We start from the raw sequence: 22697 nt of genomic DNA on the forward strand, positions 1-22697 counted from the left end.
GCTTAAGTATTTGCAAGAAATGTATAATCATTTGCTGCAATTACTTTAACCTTTGTAACAAATGTTATTCCATATATAAGAAAGGCTTAAGTATTTGCAAGAAATGTATAATCATTTGCTGCAATTACTTTAACCTTTGCAGCAAATGTTATTCCATATATAAGAAAGGCTTAAGCAATTGCAACAATCATTGTAGTGAATTTATAGATATAGCTGTTGCTAAAAAATCGCCGACTAAATAAAGGGAACCACATACAACGATTAAATCGTCTGTGGTTGAGGTTGCGGCTTCTAGTGCTGTGAATAAATCTGGATGGATTTGGCGATCGCTTAATTCGGCACAAATATTATAAGCTAGGTTTGCTAAGTAGTCTAAATCAGCAGAAGTTCTACCTGGCCAAGATTCTGTTGGTATTGGTACTAAAAAAAGGCGATCGCCTGGGCGCAGTAGGGCAGTAAAAATATCAGCATGATCCTTATCGGAAAACATTCCCATAACCCAATTGACTGGCTTGGGGTTAATTGCGTCTAAGCTATCGACATACTGGCGAAGAACTTCGGCGGCGGCGGTATTATGAGCGCCATCAAGTAATAATTTATGGTTTTTCCAAGTAACCCATTGCATCCGCCCTGGCCATTTAGTTTTTGCCATACCGTTAGTTATGGCTTCTTGAGAAATCTGCCAACCTTGTTGTTGGAGAATTTCTAAAGCTGCTATTGCCAAAGCTGAATTTGCTAATTGAATTTGTCCCGCTAATGGCAAAGGGTATTGAATTAACTTTGAATTTTGAATATTTTGATATTCTGCCCATCCTGTAGCGATTTGACGGGCGGGTTGAGGCGTAAAAATCGGGCATTGTAATTCTAAAGCACGCGATCGCACAACTTTCTCTGCCTCTGGTGGCAATGCTCCAACCACAACGGAGCATCCAGGTTTGAGGATACCAGCTTTTTCTCTAGCAATGTCAGCAACGGTAGGGCCGAGTTGCTGCCAGTGTTCCCGACTGATGGAAGTAATGATCGTAACGAGGGGTTCTAGACAAACATTGGTAGCATCCAAGCGCCCTCCTAGTCCGACTTCTACCACAGCCACATCAACTTGCTGCTGGGCAAAATATAACCAAGCAGCCGCCGTAATTACTTCAAACTGAGTTGCCGATTCATCTTCAGGGCGAATAACCCCTTGGACTTGTTGGAATAATTGACTCAATTCTTCAGAAGAAATTGGCTGTTCATTCAGACAAATACGTTCCGTCCAATCGACTAAATGGGGGGAAGTGTAACGTCCTGTACGATAACCAGCCTCAGTAAGTACCGAGGAAAGATAGGCACAGACTGAACCTTTACCATTAGTGCCAGCAACATGAATTACCGGGACTTGCTGATGAGGATTACCAAGATTTCCTAAAAGGTTGAGGATGCGATCGAGTCCCAGATGGACACCAAAGCGTTGCAGGGGTTGTATTACAGAGTCGATATCCAAGGAACGGGGGAGTGGGGAGAAATCAATTTAAAATTCAAAATTCAAAATTCAAAATTGAATAAAAAGACTGGGGAAGATATAGCTTTATCTTCTCGCAGGGTAAGACACAAGGGCACAGGAACAAGGGGCACTACTAAACCCAATGCCTAATGCGCCCCATGCTCGATTAATGAATTTAAGCTTCTCTATCCAAAAAGCCTTGAATTTGTCTTAAAGCCGCAGCGCCAATATTAAATACTGCCCAGCTAGCAGCAATGACAACTGGTGCTAAAACGATCGCTATACGGTAATCGATATCCATATCTAGAACCCCTCTCTTAAGTAGAAATTAAAGTTTTGTCAACTGCTCTCATTTTTATTTTTAGCTGAAGTGGGCAACTTTTCCAAGTAGATATGTAAAGAATGTTTAAATTATTGGGTATTGGGCATCGCTGAAGAATCAATAGTTCTTCTTCCTCTGCCTCCCCTGCTCCCCCTGCTCCCTCTGCTCCCCACTCCCCACTCCCTAAGCCTTACTAAACCCGATATCAGTCCCCTTACCAGCATGAACTAAAGCTAACTTTTGGTAACGTTTAGCGTGTTCAATCTGTTCTGCGGCTTCAGCCTCTGTTACTTGGCGTAGTATTTTGCCAGGAATACCGACAACTAAGGACAAAGGCGGTACATTTTTAGTTACCACTGCACCAGCACCGATAATGCTACCAGCACCCACTCTTACCCCGTCCAAAATCACTGCGCCTATGCCAATCAAACTTCCACGCTCAATATAAGCGGAATGTATCACAGCGCGATGTCCTACAGTGACATGATCTTCTAAAATTGTGGGAAAACCAGGATCGCAATGTAAAATTGCACCATCCTGAATATTTGTGCATTCGCCAATTTCAATGCGTTCCACATCTCCCCTAACCACTGCGCTATACCAAATGCTTACCCCTGCTGCTATATTTACCGAACCCATAACAACAGCGTTGGCTGCGATAAAGGCAGCTTGAGAAAAATCAGGAGATGTCCAGTAAGAAGCGGTAGACACGATAGAATATGAATATGGTACCCAGGAACACTGGAGAAACTCCAACCTTTGAGGCTGGTTGCACAACTAGGATATCACAGCGTCAAGCCTCTACACTGAGGAAAACACTAGTGAGCATTGTTGCTGCCGCAACTCCGTGTCTGTGCAGCAGTGACCAAATAACCCAAAGTGATGGAGCCAAAGTGTATATACAATACACTAGCGCTGGTGAAGACAAAATTATGTTTCTACGCACTTCATGATGAATCCAGGCTTGCAGTACCCGATGTTTGGGCCTGAAATACAGTGTCCCCATTGTCGCCAGACTATTCCGGCGCTGACATTAACAGATACCTATTTATGTACGCGTCATGGCGCGTTTGAAGCTAATCCTAAAAATGGAGAGTTAATCCATTTGCAATCGGGGCGTCATTGGCGGAGGTGGAATAATGAATGGTATAGACAGCATACTCATCCCGATGGTATTCGCTTTGAAATTCACGAAGCATTAGATAAGCTTTATACCCAAGGCTTTCGAGCAACAAGAGTAATTATTGCTCGGCGCTATCAGGAATTGATGAGTGGCTATTTGGAACGCAGCACGCCTTGGCGTTCTGGACAACCAGAAGCTACTGCTGCGCGTTTATACGGTTTACCTGTGGAGTTTAGCCCCGATACCTCAGATGATCCCTGTTGGGAAGTAATTAATTTTGACTTGGAAAAAGAACCTGGCGTCCCTGTACGCTACCCTTATTTCAGGTTGTTTGAGTAATGGTCATTAGTCATTTGTCATTAGTAAATAACAAAGGACAAGTGACTAATGACTAAGGACTAAGGACTAATTATGCACCACGCTTCTATTCGGACTGCGAATATTCATCGAGCGATCGCCTTCTACGAATACTTAGGGTTTACAATCTCAGAACGCTTTACTACAGGCTACACCCTAGCTTGTTGGATGGAAGGATTGGGCGGCAGAATTGAACTGATCCAAATTCCCGAACCAAAACCAGCCCCAGATGCCTTTGCTGACGAGCATTATGTGGGGTATTATCATCTCTCGTTCGATTTAACTGAAATTACACCAGATTTACCTAGCTGGTTGACAAATTTACAAGAGCGTGTATTTCTGGCGGCTGAGAGTCAAACTGAAGAATTACAACCGTTGAAAGTACTTTTAGAACCGACACAACAGCAAATAGGCGATCGCATTTACGAAGTGGCTTTCATCGCCGATACCGATGGCTTACCTTTGGAATTTATTCGGGTTTTAGCAAAACTCCCATAATTTAGCTTTTTTATCACCTTTATTGCTAATATATTGTTTTTCTGTATTGTTACTGAGGCTACAGATTTTTTGGACAGATTAAACTAACGTCACTTTCCAAAATAATTATGTAATTTAATTTACATAATCTGCTAAATACATGTATGGATTTTCCAGATTTTATAAATATCCTTTGCCATTATTATTTTTAAGCTTATGGCTAGTAGCGGTTTTTTTGTTAAGCAATAAACCTGCTCATAGCCAACATGCAGCCATATCTAACAAAGAAAAATATCAATCAACCTTGCTAGTAAAAAGAATAATGCCCTCAACACTGACACAAAATGTCCGTAAGACAGTGCTGGAAAATGGTCTAACTGTCCTGACAAAGGAAGTGCATACTGCGCCAGTAGTGACGGTGCAGGTGTGGTACAAGGTTGGCTCACGCAACGAAGAACCGGGCGTAAATGGCATTGCCCACCAGTTGGAACACATGATGTTTAAAGGTACTCTAAACCGTCCAATTCAATTTGGCCGTTTGTTTAGTGCTTTAGGTAGTGATTCCAATGCTTTCACCAGCTACGATCAAACTGCATATTACGGTACTGTGGAACGAAATAAGCTAAAAGCGCTCTTAGTGCTGGAGGCAGACAGGATGCAAAATTCCCAGATTGAGCCAGAACAACTGGCGAATGAGAAGCGGGTAGTAATTTCCGAGTTGCAGGGTTACGAAAATAGCCCCGAATATCGCCTCAACCGTGCCGTTATGAAGGCGGTATTTCCCAATCATGCTTATGGATTGCCTGTAGGTGGTACCAAAGCTGATGTCGAGAAATTTGAGGTTGAGCAAGTAGAGAAATATTACCGCAATTTTTACAGTCCCGATAATGCCGTCTTAGTAATTGTTGGAGATTTTCAAACTGCAAATACCCTGGAAACAATTAAAGAGGTGTTTGGCAAAGTATCCAGGAGGCAGAGGGCAGAAGGCAGAAGGCAGGAGGCAGGAGTTATTTCTTCCTCATCTCTCTCATCGCCGATAATATTGCGAGAAGCGGGAGCAGGGCGGCTGTTACAAGTTGTGTATCCGCTACCGGATGCAAATCAACCGGATGTGCCTGCGCTGGATGTAATGGATTACATCTTGACAGAGGGACGAAATTCTAGACTTTATCAGGCATTGGTGGAATCAGGTTTAGCTAGTGAGGTTACAGCCTCCGTTAACAGTTTGCGAGAATCTGGCTGGTATGAGGTGTTGGTGACGGCTGGTTCTAAACAAGATTTGAAAAAAATTGACTCAGTGTTCAGTAGTGCGATCGCTAATGTAGCAGAAAAAGGCGTGACTTTTGAAGAAGTAGAACGAGCCAAAACCCAATTAACAGCAGATGTAATTTTGAGTAATCGTGATATCACCTCTCAAGCAATGCGCTTGGGCACTGATGAGACAACAGTTGGTGATTATCGCTACACAGACCGCTATTTAGCTGCTGTCCGTCTGGTGAAGCCGACGGATATTGTCGCTGTAATTAACAAATACCTGACAAAAGAAGCCAGGACAGTAGGCTTTTTTGAACCAACTCAGAAGCTGGTAACAGGAGTTGGTGATAAACCAGACTCAGCCCAAACTACAGAGAATTTTTCTCCTGGCGCACCTGTGCTTCCTTCTGAGGTGATGAAGTACTTACCGCCTGTGGATTTGGCTACAGATGCAATCGCCCAAGTGTTACCACAGGAATTTAAATTTACTAACGGTTTGCGGTTATTACTGTTACCCGATCATAGTACTCCCACCGTTACCTTGAGCGGTCACATTCAAGCTGGGGCGGAATTTGATCCAGACGATAAAGCTGGACTGGCTGCTTTTGTAGCAGATAATTTGTTAAATGGCACAAAGAGCAAGGATGACTTAACTATTGCCAAACTCTTGGCAGAACGAGGAGCGAGTTTAGACTTTCACTCCTACCGCGAAGGTGTGCATATCGAAGGTGATAGTTTAGCACAGGATTTGCCGATACTCATTGAGATATTGGCAGATGTTGTTAAAAATAGTACCTTTCCAGCCAAAGAGTTGGAATTACATCGCCAACAAACTATAACTGACTTGCAACAGGAATTAGATGAGCCATCAGAAGTAGCCAGAAGAGTATTTGTTCAGTCAATTTACCCGAAAAAACATCCCTTACATACTTTTCCCACAGAGGAGAGTTTACAGCAGATTCAGCGCCAGGATGTGATTGATTTCAAAGCTAAACATTATCGCCCAGACACGACAGTGTTGGCGCTGGTGGGAGATTTTGATCTAGACAAAGTGCGATCGCTGATTAAAAATGAGTTTGGTAACTGGGAAGTTAGGGGGCAAGCACCGACATTAAAATATCCTCCGGTGTTAATGCCGCAGAAAATAATCAGTGTCAACCCAGTTTTACCAGGTAAAGCCCAAGCTGTGACATATATGGGTTATACAGGTATTAACCGTTACGATCCTCGGTTTCACGCAGCCTTAGTATTGAACCAGATTTTGGGAGGCGATACCTTATCTAGTAGACTAGGTGCAGAAGTGCGCGATCGCCAAGGTTTGAGCTATGGAATTTATAGCTCCTTCCAAGCCGGGAAGAATGCAGGCACATTTTTGATAGAAATGCAAACTAGTCCTGAAGATAGCAGAAAAGCGATCGCTAGCACCCGGCAAATACTACAACAAATTCATCAACAAGGCGTTACGGCACTGGAAGTAGAAACAGCTAAACGCACTCTCATCAGTAACTACAACGTTTTGCTAGCAAACCCAGAGGAATTAACAGATAGAATTCTGATGAATGAGGTGTATGGACTAGATAAAGGAGAATTGCACGCCTTCACTGACAAAATCCATAAAGTCAGCCTTACCCAAGTTAATCAAGCGGCTCGTGAGTTACTCCACCCAGATCAAATCGTAGTAGTTACTGCTGGGCCATCTGTGTTAGCAGAAAAAAGCGTTAGGTAGTACAATATCTAAGCTATATCTAAGCTATTGAGGGTTTATAGTAAGCACTTTAGTGCTTAAAAACAAGGACTTTAGTCCTTACTACAAACTTCTTTACCCATCAATTTAAACTTGACCAGTAGTAAAGATAGGCATTAGGCATGGATAATATAAAGAATGGGTAAAGTGGTTTGCCCCCTACCTATTAATAGCATTGCCTTTTGATAACTACTGATGAAAATTTACAACCATTTATGTCAAATTATAATTGCATCTCTTACTTTCCCTATTAGTGCTTGGCTGCAAATATTACGGCGGAACTACGTGATATTAACGTTGTTTCTCAGCTTAAATTTCATCGCTACTACTCCAGCAATGGCGGCAAATTTGTCTGGGGATTTACTCAAGCAACCAGCCACAGAAATTACAGTTAGCTTGGGTAATTCAGCCAACGAACTCAAGTTTGAGCCAAATCATTTGGAATTCGAGGCTGGCAAACGCTATCAACTACGGCTTACCAATCCCAGTCAACTGAAGCACTATTTTACTGCTAAAGATTTTGCCGATGGCATCTGGACACAAAAAGTCCAAGCAGGCAAAGTAGAAATCAAAGGAGCCATTCACGAACTCGAACTTAAGCCGGGTGCTGAGGCAGAATGGGTATTTGTGCCCCTGAAATCTGGCACTTATAGCTTACGTTGTCCAATACCGGGACATACCGAAGCAGGTATGACTGGAGAAATTGCCATCAAGAATTAAAAATTATCCGACTCAGTATTTGACAGCGATCTAATGTTTCAATTAAAGAAAATTTATCTCAGCCCTATAGTGTGCAGGGAAAATAATTTATGGCAATTTTGATTCAATCTCAACATATTAGGAGTAGCCGAACGTGTTATTATATATACGTTAACGGCTAAATTGGAAGAATCCCTATCAGGGATTAAAATAATTTAAATTATAGATATTATTTCTCAATTAATCTAGAGAAAGCATTGATACCTCAGCGTCAGAGCCACCAGTAATTATTAATTTCCCATGAACATTTTCAGTAACTTACTTTCCCAAGCGACTCAGCCTGCACCAGCGAAAAAGCAACGTCGAGGAATTGAAATTAAATCGCCGCGTGAAATTGAAATCATGCGGCAATCAGCGAAAATTGTGGCAACTGTCCTAAAAGAAATTTCTGAGCTAGTAAAGCCAGGAATGACCACGGCTGATTTAGATGCTTATGCAGAAAAACGCATCCGCGAAATGGGTGCAACACCTAGTTTCAAAGGATATCACGGTTTTCCAGGTTCTATTTGCTCCAGCATTAACAATGAAGCAGTGCATGGAATTCCTAGTCCCAAGAAAGTAATTCGGGTGGGGGATGTATTAAAGGTAGATACAGGCGCTTATTATCAAGGCTTTCATGGTGATTCTTGCATTTCAATTGCTGTCGGTGAAGTGACCCAAGAAGCTGCTAAATTAATTCGCGTAGCAGAAGAAGCTTTATATAAGGGTATTGAGCAAGTTAAGGCTGGTGTATACCTGCTTGACTTAGCTGGAGCAATTGAAGATCATGTGAAATCTAACGGCTTTAGTATAGTCGAAGAATTTACTGGACACGGTGTCGGTCGTAACTTGCATGAAGAACCTTCAGTATTCAACTACCGTACCCGCGAGATGCCAAATGTTAAACTCCGTGCGGGGATGACGCTGGCAATTGAGCCAATTTTAAATGCGGGTTCTAGACACACCCGGACATTATCTGACCGTTGGACAGCAGTAACTGTGGATAATTCTTTGTCGGCTCAGTTTGAGCATACAGTTTTGGTGACAGAGACTGGTTATGAGATTTTGACTGACCGTTCTAAGGTTTAATTGTTAGTTGTTATTATCTGTTGTTAAGAGAGGTGAAGCTTCAAAAGAAAGCGATTTGCCTCTTAATTTTTTACAAAAATCGAAGGGAAAAGTGTCATTCCTATACTAAAACTCCACATTGCCAAAACTTTCGTTTGTGGCCGACTTAGATGTGGTAGCTTTTGGCTAATGATCGCAATCTAACGTTTAAATACAAATCTTTGCTCATGACCCGCTTTGTGTCACGACGATTTATATCAACATCTGATTCTTCAAAATTCCTACCGAACTAATAATGAATGAGGCGAATTTTGTACAAATAAATTAGCTTCTATTGCTAGTTTTTGGGCTGACTCTAAGTTTGCTAAGGCTTTTTTTTCAATTAACACTTTTTGACTTATAGATTTATAGTTAATTCGATAGTAAGCCAATTTCCTCTTTGCTCGCTCAGAAACTGATGTTTCATTAGGAATACTATCTAATAAGATTATTGCCTGATACCATTTGTTTTGTGCTTCTTGCCAGACTTGTAAAGGATGGGGCGGATTTTGAGCCAGAGAAGCAGCCTCCATACCAAGTTTTTGAGCAGATTTAAACTTTGCGATTGCAGCACTCTCTTCTTGAGCTAAACTTAGACTCATCTGCTGTAATTGTAGACTTTGCTCTTTAATTTTCCAACCACCAAAACCCAAGATTAGTAAACTTGAGGCTATGAACAAAGTTGAACGTACTATTTTTTGGATCGAAAACTTTGTTACTATTTCTACATGCTGGCTAATAATTGGTTCTTTACTACTTCCTTGTTCAATCCTTTTTAGGGTTTGTTCTGCCTGTTCTCTTAAAGTATCACCCTGAATAAATAAAGCAGTAATTTGTTCTTGGAAATAATCACAATCATTGAGAATATCTGTTAATTCTTAAAATTTGCCATCGCTCGATATAATTAATTCGTGGTCATCATCTAACCACTCTAAGGTGAAACCAGATTTTCCACAGAAAGCAGACACACCTAATAGAATATTTAATAAACTACGGCTATTTTTAATAGTATCAAAAACATAATTTAATTTCTGTTGCAGTTCTAATAATTCATTTTGATAATTGCTAATTTTTTGAATTTGACGCTCTAAAATATTAATATTTTCAAAAATTAAGTTATTTTGTAAATTTTCAGCAATAATCTGAAACTTGGTGCGTATGCTTAGATGATTAATATCAGAATTGAGTTGATTTACAAACAGAATATCACTGAGAATATCAGTAGCTATTGCTTGCAAAAAATAACCCCATTCAATCCAATCATCAATTTTTGATTGTAATTCAGTTAATGAAATTTGAGTTTTTAAGTGGCCAAATTTTTCTGCGATCGCAGGATCTACTAATTCCATATTAGGTATAAATAAAGTAGCTACAGTACCTATCCGAGGAAGTGTAGCGATCGCAGAATTTTTGATATTCTCAAATTTCAATTCCTGAGCAATTAATTTCTTAATATTTCGTAGTTGTTCCTGAGCATTATTGATCAGGATAATTTGCTCCATGATTTGATTAGAATCGCCAATAGTCAGTTTTAGGCTCTGAATCAGTGTTGGTAATTCACTAACAAGTTTTTCTAGGTTAGCCATAAATACCCCTTAGGGATTTGTCGAAAGTTTATGCGAAACAATTAAAATGGCTTGAAAAAGACGAAAGGGAGTAGGGACAATACGGTTCGGTTAACAAAGTTATTTGTTGAGGCGAGCAGGGCAAGAGAAATTGCTGAATAATAACTCTCTTTCCTCCCCTGCTCCTCCTGCCTCTTCCTTAGGTGGCAAATCTCAGCAGCTATAAAATGTATAGTTCCCGCAAATGCTGGTAAAGTAACAACTTAAGTTTAAAAATCCCAGAGAAAGCCAAAATTACCCATTCACTAACTTATGAATGAAGTTGATTTAGCATTTACCCCAGCGCTAGAGTTGGCGCAATTAATCCGTCGCCGGGAAGTATCACCGTTAGAGTTAGTGGAAATATATTTAGAACGGATTGGGCGGTTGAATCCCCAATTAGGAAGCTATTTTACGGTGACGGCAGAATTAGCGATCGCAGATGCCAAAGCCAAAACAGAATTATTGACAACTACCTCAGAACTACCGCCATTTTTTGGTGTACCGATTTCCATTAAAGACCTCAATGCTGTAGCAGGTGTTACCTGTACTTATGGAAATCCCGCATTGCTGAACAATATCCCTGATTATGATGATTGGGTTGTGACGCGGATTAAGCAAGCTGGGTTTACTATTCTCGGTAAAACAGCCACTTCCGAATTAGGTTCGTTTCCATACAGCGAGCCTATGGGTTTTCCCCCAGCCAGAAATCCGTGGAATTTAGAATACACTCCTGGCGGTTCCAGTGGTGGGGCGGCGGCGGCGGTAGCAGGGGGATTGTGTGCGATCGCTCAAGGTTCAGATGGCGGTGGCTCAATTCGAGGGCCTGCGGCTTGTTGTGGTTTGGTGGGAATTAAGCCATCCAGGGGCAGGGTAAGTAAAGCACCCGTAGGTGAACGCCTCGCTGGCATTGCCGTCAACGGCCCGATCGCCCGGACTGTGGCTGATGCTGCTGCGCTTTTGGATACTATATCTGGCTATACAACAGGCGATCCTTACTGGTTGCCAGATCCTGAACCATCATTTCTCGCCGCTACTGGGACAAAACTTGGTGCTTTGCGAATTGCCTTTGACACTAGTATTTCTCCTTTGGGAGAAGCTGATGCTAACTGTCAGCAAGGTGTCCGGCAAACAGTTGAGTTATTAGAACAACTCGGCCACCACGTTGAACAGAAATCTCCAGATTTTAGTGGTTTAGTTGAACCATTTCAAATCGTCTGGCAAGCTGGGGTAGCTGCATCAGGACTTCCTGTTGAAGCCTTGCAGCCAGTGAATCGCTGGTTATTTACACGCACAGGTTCTGTTGCTGAGTACCTCAAAGCAGTTTCTCAAATGCAGGTAGTGGCACGGCAAATTGTGGCGTTTTTTGATAGTGTGGATGTGCTGGTATTGCCAGTTTATTTACATTCACCTATCCGCGTTGGGGAATGGGCTTCTCTGAGTCCAGAAGAGACATTCCAAAATATTATTGAGTGGGTTGCCCCTTGTCCGCCTGCGAATGCAACTGGACAACCTGCGATCGCAATTCCTGTAGGTTTTGATAGTAATGGTTTGCCCATGAGTGTGCAGCTAATTGGTAAACCTGCTGCTGAAGCTACACTGATCAGCCTAGCAGCACAATTAGAAGCAGCTAACCCTTGGATTCATCATCGTCCAGCCTTTGCAATATAGGGTTGATCATGCAGGCATCCCTAGAACAACTTTCACAAATAATTGTGTTTACAGGTTTAAAAACACCAGAAAAGATAAGTTTGCAACCTCATACTCAGGTGCAACTGTATCGCAAAGGTGAGATTATTCTGCATGAGGGCGACGTATTACCAGCAAAACTCTATGCTGTTGTAAGTGGATCAATTCAAGTTACCAAAACAGCAACAACAGGTAAAGAAACGATTCTCCGTGCCTTAGCTGCTGGGGAAATTTTTGCGGCTCCTGCTTTGTTGGGAAATGGAATTTCTCCGGCAACTGTGACTGCTGAATCTGATTGTGAAATACTCACTGTAGAGCGAGATGCTTTATTAAAAGCTATTGGGCAAAATCCTGAAATTGCATTACGAATGCTGATGGTTTTTAACAGTCGAATTCAGCAATTACATGAAACAGTCCACGGCTTAGTTTCTGAAAGAGCTATTGTTCGACTTGCAAGATTAATTCAATATTTTGCTGCTGAATCTGGAACTGAATCAACTTCACAAGGCGAGTGCTTAAAAGTCAAATTATCTTATTATCGCATGGCTCGAAGTAGTGGCATTACTTACGAAGAATGCGTGCGATTAATTAAAAGTCTTAAACCAGTAATTGCCTATAGTCGGGGAGGGACGATTACAATACTTGATGCGGATAAATTGGATGCGATCGCATCTGGAAATATAGATTAGAGCATCTGACGAATACAATTCGCGCTTACACAGAGAAAACCTGCGGGGGCAGGTTTCACAAGGTTAATTTTCCGTAAAGAGTTCTCAGACTGCTACAGCTGCTCTATCTTCATCGCGTGCAGCGACAACTAAAACTAAACATAGAGCCGCGATCGCTTTTTGCCATTCTTGCCAAACTTGCGCGTCTTTGACACCTTCAAACATCCCTATCAAACGTGCATTAGCAGGCATAAAGACAAAAACACCAGTTTGAAGTGTAATATCTTCTCCAGACAAAGTAAGTAAACCTCTACCTTCGATTACGTTGATAGTGGCATTACGAGTAGAGGTATGCTCCGAAATATCAGTGTTACCTGCTAGACAAAATAGAGTGTATTGACAAGCGTTATCTTTTAGCAGTACTTTGCTGAGAACTCCCGCGCTAGGGTATTCAATTTTTTCTCGTAGTTGGGTAATAAAACATGAGCTATTTGTGATTGAATTTGTCATAGTATTTTTAGATTATTAACCATAAACAAAGATTGAAAATCATTCAAAAATCATCGGTATTTATCAAGTGATATAGCAGTCCTAAATCATTCGTGAAAATTATATCTCTCTTTATTTCTTTCCTTCCTTTGCGTCCTTCTCTGACGAGACGCTGCGCGAATGCGTCCTTGGCGGTTCGTTTCCTAATCTATATTTTTCACAACCCAAATAGGATTGCTATAGTTTTGGCAATAAATTATCCTACAAGGCAACAGCACACAAAATGATGTAGCCTAATTCGTGTTGGTATTTATGAAAAACTTGGTGAATTTCTAAAACCCGTTTGCGAATATTTCTCAGCGCCAATATATTCCACAAAATCCGAATTGTGTTAAAAATACCTTCATCTTGAAACATCCGCCTTAAATTCAATAAATTCATTGAGCCAGTTTGGCATTTCTCTACTTGCAATCCTGCTGTTCCAAAAGCCGTAATTCAGTTGGATTCGGAAAGGGGTGTAGAATTAACTCGAATTACTCGTGCTAAGTCAGCATGAATTTGTTCTTCTTTGTCAGTGGCTAACAGTTCATGGGAGAGAAATTTACCTCCCGGTTTGAGCCGATTATGAATTTCAGCTAAAATCTTGGCTTTTCCCAATGGGGATTGCATTGTGAGAATGGCTTCTGCCAATACATAATCAAACTTTCCTAAGATTGCCTCTAGGTTGAAAATATTACCTTCAATTATTTCGACTTGATTTTCTAACCCAGCAGCGCAGATATTAGCACGCGCACAAGCTACACTATCAGGATTTTTTTCAACGCCTACTACTTTGACATGGTAGCTTTTTGCTAAAGCGATCGCACTATATCCAAAGCTAGAACCTAGCTCTAAAACTGTTTCTCCAGGCTGAAAGTTTGCCCACTGAAATAATTTCTCCGTGGCTATTCGTCCACCAGGACGCAGATATTTTTTACCTGCTGCTGCTAAAATTTCATGTCCGGTAGCTGTTTGGAAATTGAGGATAGTGTTGGTCATGTCTGTGACCCTCTGAACTTGTCTTATCCTCAATTTCCCAGCAATTTACGATATTGTCTCTGAGGTAGCTCATAGAGACAGTATTACTTTGCTTTCCACTCGTGGTCAAGGATAGCGTAAATAAAATTGTCGTACCACTTGCCTTTAATTAATTCTTTTTTTCTCAGATGACCCTCACGACGCATACCAATTTTTTCTAATACCTTTACAGAAGCAACATTCTGTGCAACACAACAAGACCAGATACGATGCATTCTCAGTTTTTCAAAGCCGAATTTTAAAATGGCTTGTGCTGCTTCTGTTGCATAACCTTGTCCCCAATACTGAGTGTTTAATTCATAACCGATATTTGCTTCCCGCATTTCCGGGTCGTTTACACGGATACCACAATTACCAATAAGCTGATTTTCTGCTTTGAGGATAATAGCTAACTGAAACTTTGTTCTAGGTTGCTCTTTTTGCTGATCAATAAACATCTGGACAAATTCACAAACATCCTTTTGTGTGCGATGCGTCCAATAGCTGTAACGCAAGTACAAAGGATCGGATTGATAGGTAAAAACCGCCTGCCAGTCTGCCTCTACAAAATCACGCATTAGCAAGCGGTGGGTTTCTAAGATCATGTTTTTTCTCTATACGCAACTTAGCGATCGCTTCTGGTAGAATACTTAGTTAAAATAAAATTGGTTTGTACAGGCGATAAACCTGCTATTTTTTTATATTTAATTAATTTAATTGTCAAAAATGTCTTTTACTTATAACCGCACAGTTCGTTTTCAAGACACTGATGCTGCTGGGGTAGTTTATTTTGCTAATGTTTTGAGCATTTGTCATGAAGCTTATGAAGAATCTCTCGAAGCATCAAGTATTAATCTCAAAGATTTTTTTACTAATCCATCTGTAGCTTTCCCTATTGTTCATGCTAGTGTCGATTTTTTGCGCCCTATGTTTGGCGGGGACAAGTTATTGATTAGCTTAATTCCCCAAAAAATAGGTGGTGATAAGTTTGAAATTACTTACGAAATTACAGTGGCTGAGGTGATAGTTGCTAAGGCTATTACTAGGCATGTTTGTATTGATGCAAGTAGTAGAAGTAAGCAGCAATTACCTGATGAGGTTATTCAGTGGTTGGAAACAAACCACAGAGATGCAGAGAAGCCAGTGCGTTGGTGAGGCAGTCCGGTCTTGGGGGTTTCCCCCAGAAGGAACTGCCGAAAGGGTTCCCCGACTTGAAGCAACTGGCGCGGCGCAGAGAGAAGAAAGTCGAGAGAGGTTATGTAATGGAATTTTGCAGGAATTCTCTGGCTATTTGCTGTAATTGTTGGCGGTTAATTTTACCTTGGGAGTTGCGAGGTAGGTTTTGCTGAGAAATCCAATATTTTGGAATTTTAAATTTGCTGAGTTTGTCTTTGAGTAGGGTTTGGATTTTTAAAGCAGAGGTATTTGGTTTTTTGGGAATGTAAATTGCTGTTAGAGCTTGTCCCCAATGTTTATCTGGGATGCCGATTACACAAATATCGGCAACTAATTGAGTTGCTTGTATAGCTGATTCAATCTCTGCTGGGTAAATATTTTCTCCACCTGTAATAATTTTGTCGCTGTTACGCCCAACAATATTTAAATGACCTTGCTCGTCTAAAAAGCCTAAATCATCTACTTGAAAATCAGCTTGATTTTCTCTGGTTGTAGGATAGTACCCAAAGGCTAAAGATTGAGCCTGAATGGTGATATTTCCGATTTGATTGTAATCTAAAATCTTGCCTTGCTGATTGCGAATAGTTACTTTTGCATGGGGAAGAATTTGACCACTACTAATTTTACCGTTGAGAAAATCATCTGGTTTGAGGGTAGCAATTTGAGAGGCTGTTTCTGTCATGCCATAAGTAGGCGCTAACCGAATGCGATGAAATCTAGCTTTTTCTAGTAGTTCGTTCCATGCTGGCGCACCTCCCAGAAGTACAGTATTAAATTGGGTTAGCCATTGAGTTAATTCGGGATTTTGCAAGATTCTTTGTAACTGCGTTGGGACTAAAGATATTAAAAAATCTGAATGTTTAATATTGAATATTTGACCTGTTTCTACTGCTTTGAATGGCAGAATAGCCAGTTGACCTCCGGTGGTGAAAGAGCGCATAAATTGCATTAAACCGCTAACGTGGTAAAGCGGTAATACACAAAATGAATTGACTTGTTTTAGTTGAAAGTATTCTGTAAATCCTTGTACAGATGCGATGAGAGTTTCCCAATTATGAATGGCAAATTTAATCTGTCCCGATGAACCACCTGTGGGAATTAGGATGAATGGGGAGTGGTGGGATGACGGGGATATGATAGTAATTTCTTTGCAATTCCGATTTTCTATTCCCCATTCCCTATTCCCTATTCCCCACTCCCTATTCTCCATTCCCCAAATAATATCTGGTTTTACTAAATCAAAGACTTGCTGCCATTCTTGTGTTCCCCAGTCGGGATTACAAAGAAAAATTGGACAATTAGCTGCACAAGCGGCAATGAAACTTGCTAGAAATCTTAATGGTTCGCGTTCGGCTAAGATAATTTTTGGTGGTATTTCACACGCTGATAATTGTGTTAGTTCTAAATATAATTCTTGAGCTATTTGATTAAATTGATGGCTGTTATAACCGATAAGCCAATCATTTTCAGCTAGGTTATTAAGACAGTTTAAAGGTCGTTCCATAGACTTTGAAGCCAGGTATCTTTTTGTTCAAAAAAATGGTCGATGCCAAAACCAACTGCCCTATTGTTTCGGGATAATTCTGCCGCTAGCTGGAGTGCTGCAAGTCTACCGATCGCAGTTTCAAATACTGACGAAAATACAGTATCAATTTTATGCTGGTAACAAAACTTTCTCAGACGAGATGGCGATCCAACTATCCCAGGCTTAATCACAAAAATCCCTCGCCAACCTTGTTGATGACAGGCGGCGAGTTGCCTAAGTGTGGCGACAGATTCATCTATAGCGATCGCAGTTTCATAACTTAGACTCAATTTCAACATCTGCTGAAATTGCTCAACGGGTAACGGTTGTTCGATAAATTCAATTTCTACGGGTAGTTCTGCATTCGCCTTAAAATTGTCGCAAGTTTGCAGCCATAAGTTAGCCTCTTCATAGCTGAGTCCACCGTTAGCATCTAATCGCAGTCTGGTAAAGACTGGTAAGGTGTGTATGAGTGACTCAAAAATTTCTAGTTCATCAGCGATCGCATACACACCAATTTTCCACTTAAATGTGTGATATCCCTGCTGCCATAGAGTTTTCCATTGATTTAAAGCCGCTTTCCCAGATGTTAATAAACCGCTATAGCGCAAGGAGTGAAATGCTGAGGATAAATTTAAATTCTTCTCCTCTGCTCCCTTGCTCCTCTGCTCCTCTGCTCCTCTGCTCCCCCACTCCCACCCTGACTCAAAGCCAAATTGACAAGCAGGTAACTCATCTGGGATGGAGAAAATTATTTCGTCTGTGATTTCTTCTGGGAGTTGGCGACAAAAATCTAAGGCTTGTTCTAGGGTTTCGGAACCGAACCAGCTAATAGGGGCGATTTCTCCCCAGCCGATTTTACCTGATTCATCAGTAAGCCGGAGGATAATACCTTCACGAATATCCCAATTACCATGATTGGTAGTAAGCCGCACAAATCTTCGCTGATAAGGACGAAATTCAAATCTGTAGCCATTAGTCATTAGTCATTCTCCCTCTGCTTCAATGCCTAATGTCTAATGTCCAACTAAAGCATAAATCCTAGTCCAAGTAGCAAACAAGCCCAGAAATGCACGGCTACGGCGATGAATTTACAGTTACTAACTTTGTCTGGCTGGTTGTGATTTTCTTGGACATGGCGGCATAATTTGACAGCAAACGGTAAACTTACCCAACTTAATAACGTCCAAGCTGGAGAAATTCCCAATAGCACAAACAGCAAGGTGAGGGGATAAATACTACCAGTAAACCAAACTAGGAGTTGGGCCCCTTTCGCTGTTCCTAGACGGACGATAGGCGATCGCTTGCCTGCGGCTATGTCATCCTTAACTTGGTGAAAGTGTGAGCAAAACAAAATTAAGGTTGTGGCAATCCCGACAATAACTGAGACTGCTAAACTTGTCATTGACCAAGTTTGGGTTTGGCTGTAGTATGCTGCTTCCACTGCCAAGGGGCCAAAGGCAAAAAAGCAAAGAATCTCGCCTAAACCCTGATATCCTAAGCGAAAGGGAGGCCCTTGGTACATATAGCCTAAACCACAGCATAGTAAAATGATGCCAATAACAGTTAGGTCTTGTTGCCAAAGAGCGATCGCTAGTATGCCCAGCAACCCCAAACCTAAACACAAATTTCCTATCCAAAATATTAATGGCTTATTGTCTGTTAAATTAACCAGAGAATGGTGCTTATTTTGATCGATACCTGTTTCGGAATCAAAAACATCATTACTGATATTTTCCCAGGCGAGAATTAAGATTGCCGCAGCTATAAAAGTAGAAAATACTGTACCATTAAAAATTTTAGTTTCGGCAAATGCTACTGCTGTTCCTACCCAAATGGGCATAATGGCAACACTGTACATTGGCGGTTTAATCGCTGCCATCCATAACTTAGTGTTGGGATATAAAATCTGCTTGGTTGTCATTAGTCGTGATTAATTAAATTACCTGAAAATTACTTACACTTGGGATTTTATAATTTAAAGAGACGTACCGCTACGCGGAAGTCAAAAGTCAAAAGTTAAAAGTCAAAAAACTTATGATTTGGCTTTTTGAACTGTTGGGATGGTAGCTTTTTTAGGTTGTGCTGTACTAGATATTTATGGGCTAAAAACAACTGCTACTTTGACTGTGGCTCGTTAACCTTGTGTTGTTAACACTCTACTCTCATGTTCCAGCTTGGGCTGGAACTGGCTTGTCAGAGACTGGGAACACCATAAACAACGCAAATCCTACGCTGGTGAAATGATAACTTAATATGTTACCTGTAGAAATACGACCACGATTAATTACACTTTAGGAAGTTAACTTAAAAAAAATTTACTATAGATCCATGACAGTTTCACCATGTCGTAACAACCTCTTTGTACACAAAGATTTATATCAATTTTTGGTAGCAGTGCAAGAAAAGTGCGTCAAAAGTAATTGCAGGCAAATTGTCAGTATCTCTCAGGAGATCGATTTAGTTGACCCTTTACTTGTATTAGATAAACTAACACAAGCAAATGAAATAAATTTTTACTTTGAGGATAAAGGTAAAGGAGAAGCGATCGCGGCAATTGATGCCGTGGCAAAATTACAAATTGATGGTGTAGATCGTTTTACTCAAGCTGAATATTTTATCAAATCTTGTCTAAAAAATATAATTAATTTTAGTAACGCTAACCAAGGATTTTCTGGGCCTCACTTTTTTTGTTATTTCAGCTTTTTTGATCAAAATGTCCAAGTAGATTATCCTTTTCCATCTGCTACCATTTTTCTTCCCCGTTGGCAAGTAGCTGTGAAAAATCAGCGTTGCATATTAGTAACAAATATAATTATCAATAAAAATGCAAATATTCCAAAGTTATTGGAGAATCTGCAAAATAAAATTCAATTTATCCGATCTTTAGAATACTATTCTACTAATATTGATTTTTTTCCAGCAAAATTATACAAGAAATCTATTACTAATGCTAATGGATTTAAACGTTCAGTAATCTCTGTTTTGGAAAAAATTAAGTCTAGTCATTTAAGCAAGATTGTCCTCGCAGATATATTAGATGTAAAATCAAGCCACAACTTTGACTTAGTTAAATCTTTAATTAATCTTAGAAAAATACATCCTAATTGTTATATTTTTTCTACTAGTAATGGCAAAGGACAAAACTTTATTGGTGCAAGTCCAGAAAGATTAATTAGTATTAATAATCAGCAGTTAATCACGGATGCTTTAGCAGGTTCTGCACCACGAGGTAAAACCCCTGCTGAAGATGCAGCTAATGCCAATCGATTGCTGAATAGTGAAAAAGAAAAACACGAACATTCACTAGTGCTTGATTTCATTACACAACGCCTATGCCAGCTAGGTTTATTACCGCAAATATTAGCACCACGGCTGCGACAATTATCGAATATCCAGCATTTATGGACACCAATAAGTGCTATGGTTCCAGCTAATATACATCCATTAAAAATTGTCGCTCAATTGCATCCGACACCAGCCGTTGCTGGTGCAGCACGAGATATAGCTTGTGCGGAAATTCGGCGTTATGAAAACTTTGAAAGAGGTTTGTATGCTGCGCCTCTGGGTTGGATAGATTCTCAGGGAAACTGCGAGTTTATTGTGGGAATTCGTTCAGCATTAATTGATGGCGATCGCGCGAGATTGTATGCTGGTGCTGGTATCGTTGCTGGTTCTGATCCTGACAAGGAGTTTGCAGAGGTGCAGCTTAAACTTCAGGCGTTATTGAAAGCATTAGTTTAAAGTTAATTACTAATCTTGTATGCCAGCTAAAGATGTTTATTACAATTCTGTTAGAAACGCCCTTGAAAAAGAGAGTTAGCATATTACCAATGATCCATTTATCTTAAGATGGGGTGCAAGAGATTTATATATTGATTTAGGTGCCCAAAAGCTAATAGCAGCAGAAAAAAGCGGACATAAAATAGCAGTAGAAGTTAAAAGCTTTATCGGTGCTTCTCCAGTAACCGATTTAGAAAAGGCTTTGGGACAATATATTTTATACTACGATATTCTCAATCGTTTAGAACCAGACCGCCGTTTGTATCTTGCTATTCGTTAACAAACATACTCAGAATTGTTCCAAGAACCAATTGGTAAGATATTGATAGAAAATCAGCGTCTTTGTTTACTCGTCTTCGATTCAGAACTAGAGGTGATTCTAGAATGGATACCTTAGATAATTATCGCAAAATAATTGAAAAAATATTAGCCGAATATGCCCAATTTCCCTACGCTCATGGAGAATTAGAAAGACAGCTAATTATTGATGAAAATGCAAACCATTATCTGCTACTCACACTTGGCTGGGAAAACAAACAACGGGTACATGGATGCCTTATCCACATTGATATTATCAACGATAAAATTTGGATTCAAAGAGATGGAACCGAAAATGGTATCGCTAATGAACTCGTCAGTGCCAGTATTCCTAAAGATCATATCGTTCTAGCCTTTCAACCTACCGAGGTAAGAAAGTATACTGATTTTGCTGTTACATAAATTTTAAATCTAGCGATCGCGCACTAAACATACTTACCAAACTTGATATAAATCTTTCTGAAGAGGGACGGACTTACTCAAACCTCACGAGAATATGGAAAAAGTGAGTTTGCTTTTAATAACCAATAAAATCTGTAGTCTGGAGTTAATAATACAATGGCCGATCTGACAAATATAGCGACTAAGCTTGCCGATCTAAAGCTTTTTCAGAATGTTCTGTTGGAAAGTGAGCAAAAGTTAATAGAACAGACGGACGACAATACGATTTGCGAGCGGCTCGAAAAAATGATAAGCACCGATCGCGAAAATCTCGGCATCATCGAAGCAGTTGTTTCTAAATACGACAACGCAGCAGAACCTCGCGACATTACTCAACAACATGCCCAGAAGGTAAGCCAAATGATGAGCGGCTCTGAGCTAACTCTGTATGACAAGTACCTACAGCTTGAGTTGCTAAAGCATCAACAGACAATGACTGGGCTGGTTCTACACAAGGTTGCCCAGTCCTTGAACGATGATCTTCAAAATTTGATGGAACCGCTCAACCGAGTTAATTTTGAAAATCGCGCTCACCAAGAGATTCTTAAAGGCGTTCTTTACTTCGTCGGAACGCGAGAGATAGCTGGTAAGGAACCTGATATGGGTCTGTGGGCTAGCATTGAACAGGGAATTGCCGCCCTTAAGGGTGTTGTAAGCAGCGCCGTAAGCTAGTAACAATGAGTGGCAGAGGGCGCGTCATTCATGAAACGTAATAGATTCAGATAATTTATGCTACATTGAAGCATATTTTTCAGAAGAACAAAGCGATCGCCTCAACCTTGAACGCTTTGTAGAGAGGGCATTTTTTGAGGCAGGTAAAGCATTGGCTCAATTGCGCGTTGTCCTTGACGTTGCCGGGGATTAGGAAAAATATTTAGCTTTTAGCAGTTCCTAATCCTTAGTCTCTAATCCCTTGCCATAGAATAAATTGCAAGGCTTAAGCTCGACTTTATCCATTTTTGATTTACTCAGGCAGCGTAAACAGCAATATCCCTCAAACGCTCAAATAAAAGACGAGGGACTTTTATTTGAGTGGTTTCGGAAGATGTGGAAAAAGTGCTGCGAGCAAAAAATCACCTAACTAAAGCCAATGCATCGGAAAAAGTAGGCAAAGCTTTGGAGTACCAAATTGTTTGATTGTGCAAGAAAAATTATACTTGCTCACAACGGAGGTTAAGAATCAACGAAAAATCAGCATTTATCGTTTGATTTATTTTCACAGCTTCAAAGCGATGTCTATGACGAGCTATGCCTAAATTTTTGTCAATAAGCATCGACTAATGCGACTTTTTTTGAGTTTGTTCAGAATTACAGGGTCTTGTTGAGATAATGCGTTTGTCCTG

Annotated in this window: 24 protein-coding genes; 12 read left to right on the top strand and 12 right to left on the bottom strand. The window is 40.5% G+C overall.

What is annotated here, in order from left to right:
* Positions 1 to 187 precede the first annotated feature (187 nt).
* The 3 genes from RMY00_RS18845 to RMY00_RS18855 all read right to left on the bottom strand — a co-directional run bounded on the left by RMY00_RS18845 (position 188) and on the right by RMY00_RS18855 (position 2516).
* Positions 188 to 1483 carry a folylpolyglutamate synthase/dihydrofolate synthase family protein gene (locus RMY00_RS18845; RefSeq protein ID WP_322648995.1) on the bottom strand — a complete coding sequence of 432 codons (1296 nt, stop codon included), beginning with the start codon at positions 1481 to 1483 and terminating at the stop codon, positions 188 to 190.
* A 175-nt stretch (positions 1484 to 1658) separates the two neighbouring features.
* Positions 1659 to 1784, bottom strand: a complete 126-nt coding sequence (locus tag RMY00_RS18850) for a photosystem II protein Y (protein ID WP_012411301.1) — start codon at positions 1782 to 1784, stop codon at positions 1659 to 1661.
* A 204-nt stretch (positions 1785 to 1988) separates the two neighbouring features.
* Positions 1989 to 2516 (bottom strand): gamma carbonic anhydrase family protein, encoded by a 528-nt coding sequence (locus RMY00_RS18855; RefSeq protein WP_322648996.1) that lies wholly within the window; start codon positions 2514 to 2516, stop codon positions 1989 to 1991.
* 238 nt (positions 2517 to 2754) lie between these two features.
* Between RMY00_RS18855 and RMY00_RS18860 the strand changes: the two genes are divergently transcribed.
* From RMY00_RS18860 to map, 5 genes are all read left to right on the top strand, one after another.
* Positions 2755 to 3267, top strand: coding sequence for a TIGR02652 family protein (locus RMY00_RS18860; protein WP_100902734.1), 513 nt, complete (start codon positions 2755 to 2757; stop codon positions 3265 to 3267).
* A gap of 72 nt (positions 3268 to 3339) precedes the next feature.
* Positions 3340 to 3783 carry a VOC family protein gene (locus tag RMY00_RS18865; RefSeq protein WP_322648997.1) on the top strand — a complete coding sequence of 148 codons (444 nt, stop codon included), beginning with the start codon at positions 3340 to 3342 and terminating at the stop codon, positions 3781 to 3783.
* 139 nt (positions 3784 to 3922) lie between these two features.
* Positions 3923 to 6742 (top strand): pitrilysin family protein, encoded by a 2820-nt coding sequence (locus RMY00_RS18870; RefSeq protein ID WP_322648998.1) that lies wholly within the window; start codon positions 3923 to 3925, stop codon positions 6740 to 6742.
* Positions 6743 to 6955: 213 nt separating this feature from the next.
* Positions 6956 to 7480, top strand: coding sequence for a cupredoxin domain-containing protein (locus RMY00_RS18875; protein ID WP_322648999.1), 525 nt, complete (start codon positions 6956 to 6958; stop codon positions 7478 to 7480).
* A 279-nt stretch (positions 7481 to 7759) separates the two neighbouring features.
* Positions 7760 to 8587 (top strand): type I methionyl aminopeptidase, encoded by an 828-nt coding sequence (gene map / locus RMY00_RS18880; RefSeq protein ID WP_322649000.1) that lies wholly within the window; start codon positions 7760 to 7762, stop codon positions 8585 to 8587.
* A 260-nt stretch (positions 8588 to 8847) separates the two neighbouring features.
* Here map and RMY00_RS18885 read toward each other — a convergent pair whose 3' ends face one another.
* Both RMY00_RS18885 and RMY00_RS18890 read right to left on the bottom strand, forming a co-directional pair.
* Complete coding sequence (locus RMY00_RS18885) at positions 8848 to 9285, bottom strand: hypothetical protein (protein ID WP_322649001.1); 438 nt, start codon at positions 9283 to 9285, stop codon at positions 8848 to 8850.
* Between the two features lie 198 nt (positions 9286 to 9483).
* A complete protein-coding gene (locus tag RMY00_RS18890) occupies positions 9484 to 10191 on the bottom strand; it encodes a hypothetical protein (RefSeq protein ID WP_322649002.1) in 708 nt (235 codons plus the stop codon).
* A 291-nt stretch (positions 10192 to 10482) separates the two neighbouring features.
* Between RMY00_RS18890 and RMY00_RS18895 the strand changes: the two genes are divergently transcribed.
* Together RMY00_RS18895 and RMY00_RS18900 are read left to right on the top strand one after the other, a co-directional pair.
* On the top strand, positions 10483 to 11880 hold the full coding sequence (locus tag RMY00_RS18895; protein WP_322649003.1) for an amidase: 1398 nt from the start codon (positions 10483 to 10485) through the stop codon (positions 11878 to 11880).
* Positions 11881 to 11888: 8 nt separating this feature from the next.
* Complete coding sequence (locus RMY00_RS18900; protein WP_322649004.1) at positions 11889 to 12587, top strand: Crp/Fnr family transcriptional regulator; 699 nt, start codon at positions 11889 to 11891, stop codon at positions 12585 to 12587.
* 84 nt (positions 12588 to 12671) lie between these two features.
* On the opposite strand, the gene RMY00_RS18905 is transcribed toward RMY00_RS18900, so the two are convergent.
* From RMY00_RS18905 to RMY00_RS18920, 4 genes are all read right to left on the bottom strand, one after another.
* Positions 12672 to 13076 (bottom strand): cupin domain-containing protein, encoded by a 405-nt coding sequence (locus tag RMY00_RS18905; RefSeq protein ID WP_322649005.1) that lies wholly within the window; start codon positions 13074 to 13076, stop codon positions 12672 to 12674.
* A 240-nt stretch (positions 13077 to 13316) separates the two neighbouring features.
* Positions 13317 to 13496, bottom strand: coding sequence for a hypothetical protein (locus tag RMY00_RS18910; protein WP_322649006.1), 180 nt, complete (start codon positions 13494 to 13496; stop codon positions 13317 to 13319).
* A gap of 54 nt (positions 13497 to 13550) precedes the next feature.
* Entirely contained in the window at positions 13551 to 14093 is a 543-nt protein-coding gene (locus tag RMY00_RS18915; protein ID WP_322649007.1) for a class I SAM-dependent methyltransferase, read from the bottom strand.
* An 83-nt stretch (positions 14094 to 14176) separates the two neighbouring features.
* Complete coding sequence (locus RMY00_RS18920; RefSeq protein WP_322649008.1) at positions 14177 to 14716, bottom strand: GNAT family N-acetyltransferase; 540 nt, start codon at positions 14714 to 14716, stop codon at positions 14177 to 14179.
* 121 nt (positions 14717 to 14837) lie between these two features.
* Between RMY00_RS18920 and RMY00_RS18925 the strand changes: the two genes are divergently transcribed.
* A complete protein-coding gene (locus tag RMY00_RS18925; RefSeq protein WP_322649009.1) occupies positions 14838 to 15266 on the top strand; it encodes a thioesterase family protein in 429 nt (142 codons plus the stop codon).
* Between the two features lie 100 nt (positions 15267 to 15366).
* On the opposite strand, the gene RMY00_RS18930 is transcribed toward RMY00_RS18925, so the two are convergent.
* Genes RMY00_RS18930 through menA form a run of 3 tightly spaced genes read right to left on the bottom strand, consistent with a single transcriptional unit; the run spans position 15367 to position 18736 of the window.
* Positions 15367 to 16791: a 2-succinylbenzoate--CoA ligase gene (locus RMY00_RS18930; RefSeq protein ID WP_322649010.1), complete on the bottom strand. Its 1425-nt coding sequence runs from the start codon at positions 16789 to 16791 to the stop codon at positions 15367 to 15369.
* Positions 16776 to 17795, bottom strand: coding sequence for an o-succinylbenzoate synthase (locus RMY00_RS18935; protein WP_322649011.1), 1020 nt, complete (start codon positions 17793 to 17795; stop codon positions 16776 to 16778). Before RMY00_RS18935 ends, RMY00_RS18930 begins: the two co-directional genes overlap by 16 nt.
* Before the next feature lie 44 nt (positions 17796 to 17839).
* Complete coding sequence (gene menA, locus RMY00_RS18940) at positions 17840 to 18736, bottom strand: 2-carboxy-1,4-naphthoquinone phytyltransferase (protein WP_322649012.1); 897 nt, start codon at positions 18734 to 18736, stop codon at positions 17840 to 17842.
* Between the two features lie 407 nt (positions 18737 to 19143).
* On the opposite strand from menA, the gene RMY00_RS18945 reads away from it, so the two are divergent.
* The 4 genes from RMY00_RS18945 (at position 19144) to RMY00_RS18960 (ending at position 22026) form a co-directional block, all read left to right on the top strand.
* A complete protein-coding gene (locus RMY00_RS18945; RefSeq protein ID WP_322649013.1) occupies positions 19144 to 20556 on the top strand; it encodes an isochorismate synthase in 1413 nt (470 codons plus the stop codon).
* Positions 20557 to 20638: 82 nt separating this feature from the next.
* Positions 20639 to 20875 (top strand): element excision factor XisH family protein, encoded by a 237-nt coding sequence (locus RMY00_RS18950; protein ID WP_322649130.1) that lies wholly within the window; start codon positions 20639 to 20641, stop codon positions 20873 to 20875.
* A 104-nt stretch (positions 20876 to 20979) separates the two neighbouring features.
* On the top strand, positions 20980 to 21315 hold the full coding sequence (locus RMY00_RS18955; protein ID WP_322649014.1) for a XisI protein: 336 nt from the start codon (positions 20980 to 20982) through the stop codon (positions 21313 to 21315).
* Positions 21316 to 21600: 285 nt separating this feature from the next.
* Positions 21601 to 22026, top strand: coding sequence for a hemerythrin HHE cation-binding protein (locus RMY00_RS18960; RefSeq protein WP_322649015.1), 426 nt, complete (start codon positions 21601 to 21603; stop codon positions 22024 to 22026).
* Positions 22027 to 22697: the final 671 nt, after the last annotated feature.

Source organism: Nostoc sp. ChiVER01 (genome assembly GCF_034531155.1).
Lineage (GTDB): Bacteria > Cyanobacteriota > Cyanobacteriia > Cyanobacteriales > Nostocaceae > Nostoc.

Excerpts from the sequence above, each read along its gene's own strand:
- RMY00_RS18930 (WP_322649010.1), bottom strand. The coding sequence starts at position 16,791 with ATGGAACGACCTTTAAACTGTCTTAATAACCTAGCTGAAAATGATTGG.
- map (WP_322649000.1), top strand. The coding sequence starts at position 7,760 with ATGAACATTTTCAGTAACTTACTTTCCCAAGCGACTCAGCCTGCACCA.
- menA (WP_322649012.1), bottom strand. The coding sequence starts at position 18,736 with ATGACAACCAAGCAGATTTTATATCCCAACACTAAGTTATGGATGGCA.
- RMY00_RS18910 (WP_322649006.1), bottom strand. The coding sequence starts at position 13,496 with ATGAATTTATTGAATTTAAGGCGGATGTTTCAAGATGAAGGTATTTTT.
- RMY00_RS18875 (WP_322648999.1), top strand. The coding sequence starts at position 6,956 with ATGAAAATTTACAACCATTTATGTCAAATTATAATTGCATCTCTTACT.
- RMY00_RS18925 (WP_322649009.1), top strand. The coding sequence starts at position 14,838 with ATGTCTTTTACTTATAACCGCACAGTTCGTTTTCAAGACACTGATGCT.
- RMY00_RS18915 (WP_322649007.1), bottom strand. The coding sequence starts at position 14,093 with ATGACCAACACTATCCTCAATTTCCAAACAGCTACCGGACATGAAATT.
- RMY00_RS18900 (WP_322649004.1), top strand. The coding sequence starts at position 11,889 with ATGCAGGCATCCCTAGAACAACTTTCACAAATAATTGTGTTTACAGGT.
- RMY00_RS18870 (WP_322648998.1), top strand. The coding sequence starts at position 3,923 with ATGTATGGATTTTCCAGATTTTATAAATATCCTTTGCCATTATTATTT.
- RMY00_RS18850 (WP_012411301.1), bottom strand. The coding sequence starts at position 1,784 with ATGGATATCGATTACCGTATAGCGATCGTTTTAGCACCAGTTGTCATT.
- RMY00_RS18905 (WP_322649005.1), bottom strand. The coding sequence starts at position 13,076 with ATGACAAATTCAATCACAAATAGCTCATGTTTTATTACCCAACTACGA.
- RMY00_RS18955 (WP_322649014.1), top strand. The coding sequence starts at position 20,980 with ATGGATACCTTAGATAATTATCGCAAAATAATTGAAAAAATATTAGCC.
- RMY00_RS18895 (WP_322649003.1), top strand. The coding sequence starts at position 10,483 with ATGAATGAAGTTGATTTAGCATTTACCCCAGCGCTAGAGTTGGCGCAA.
- RMY00_RS18865 (WP_322648997.1), top strand. The coding sequence starts at position 3,340 with ATGCACCACGCTTCTATTCGGACTGCGAATATTCATCGAGCGATCGCC.
- RMY00_RS18920 (WP_322649008.1), bottom strand. The coding sequence starts at position 14,716 with ATGATCTTAGAAACCCACCGCTTGCTAATGCGTGATTTTGTAGAGGCA.
- RMY00_RS18935 (WP_322649011.1), bottom strand. The coding sequence starts at position 17,795 with ATGACTAATGGCTACAGATTTGAATTTCGTCCTTATCAGCGAAGATTT.
- RMY00_RS18960 (WP_322649015.1), top strand. The coding sequence starts at position 21,601 with ATGATAAGCACCGATCGCGAAAATCTCGGCATCATCGAAGCAGTTGTT.
- RMY00_RS18860 (WP_100902734.1), top strand. The coding sequence starts at position 2,755 with ATGATGAATCCAGGCTTGCAGTACCCGATGTTTGGGCCTGAAATACAG.
- RMY00_RS18890 (WP_322649002.1), bottom strand. The coding sequence starts at position 10,191 with ATGGCTAACCTAGAAAAACTTGTTAGTGAATTACCAACACTGATTCAG.
- RMY00_RS18945 (WP_322649013.1), top strand. The coding sequence starts at position 19,144 with ATGACAGTTTCACCATGTCGTAACAACCTCTTTGTACACAAAGATTTA.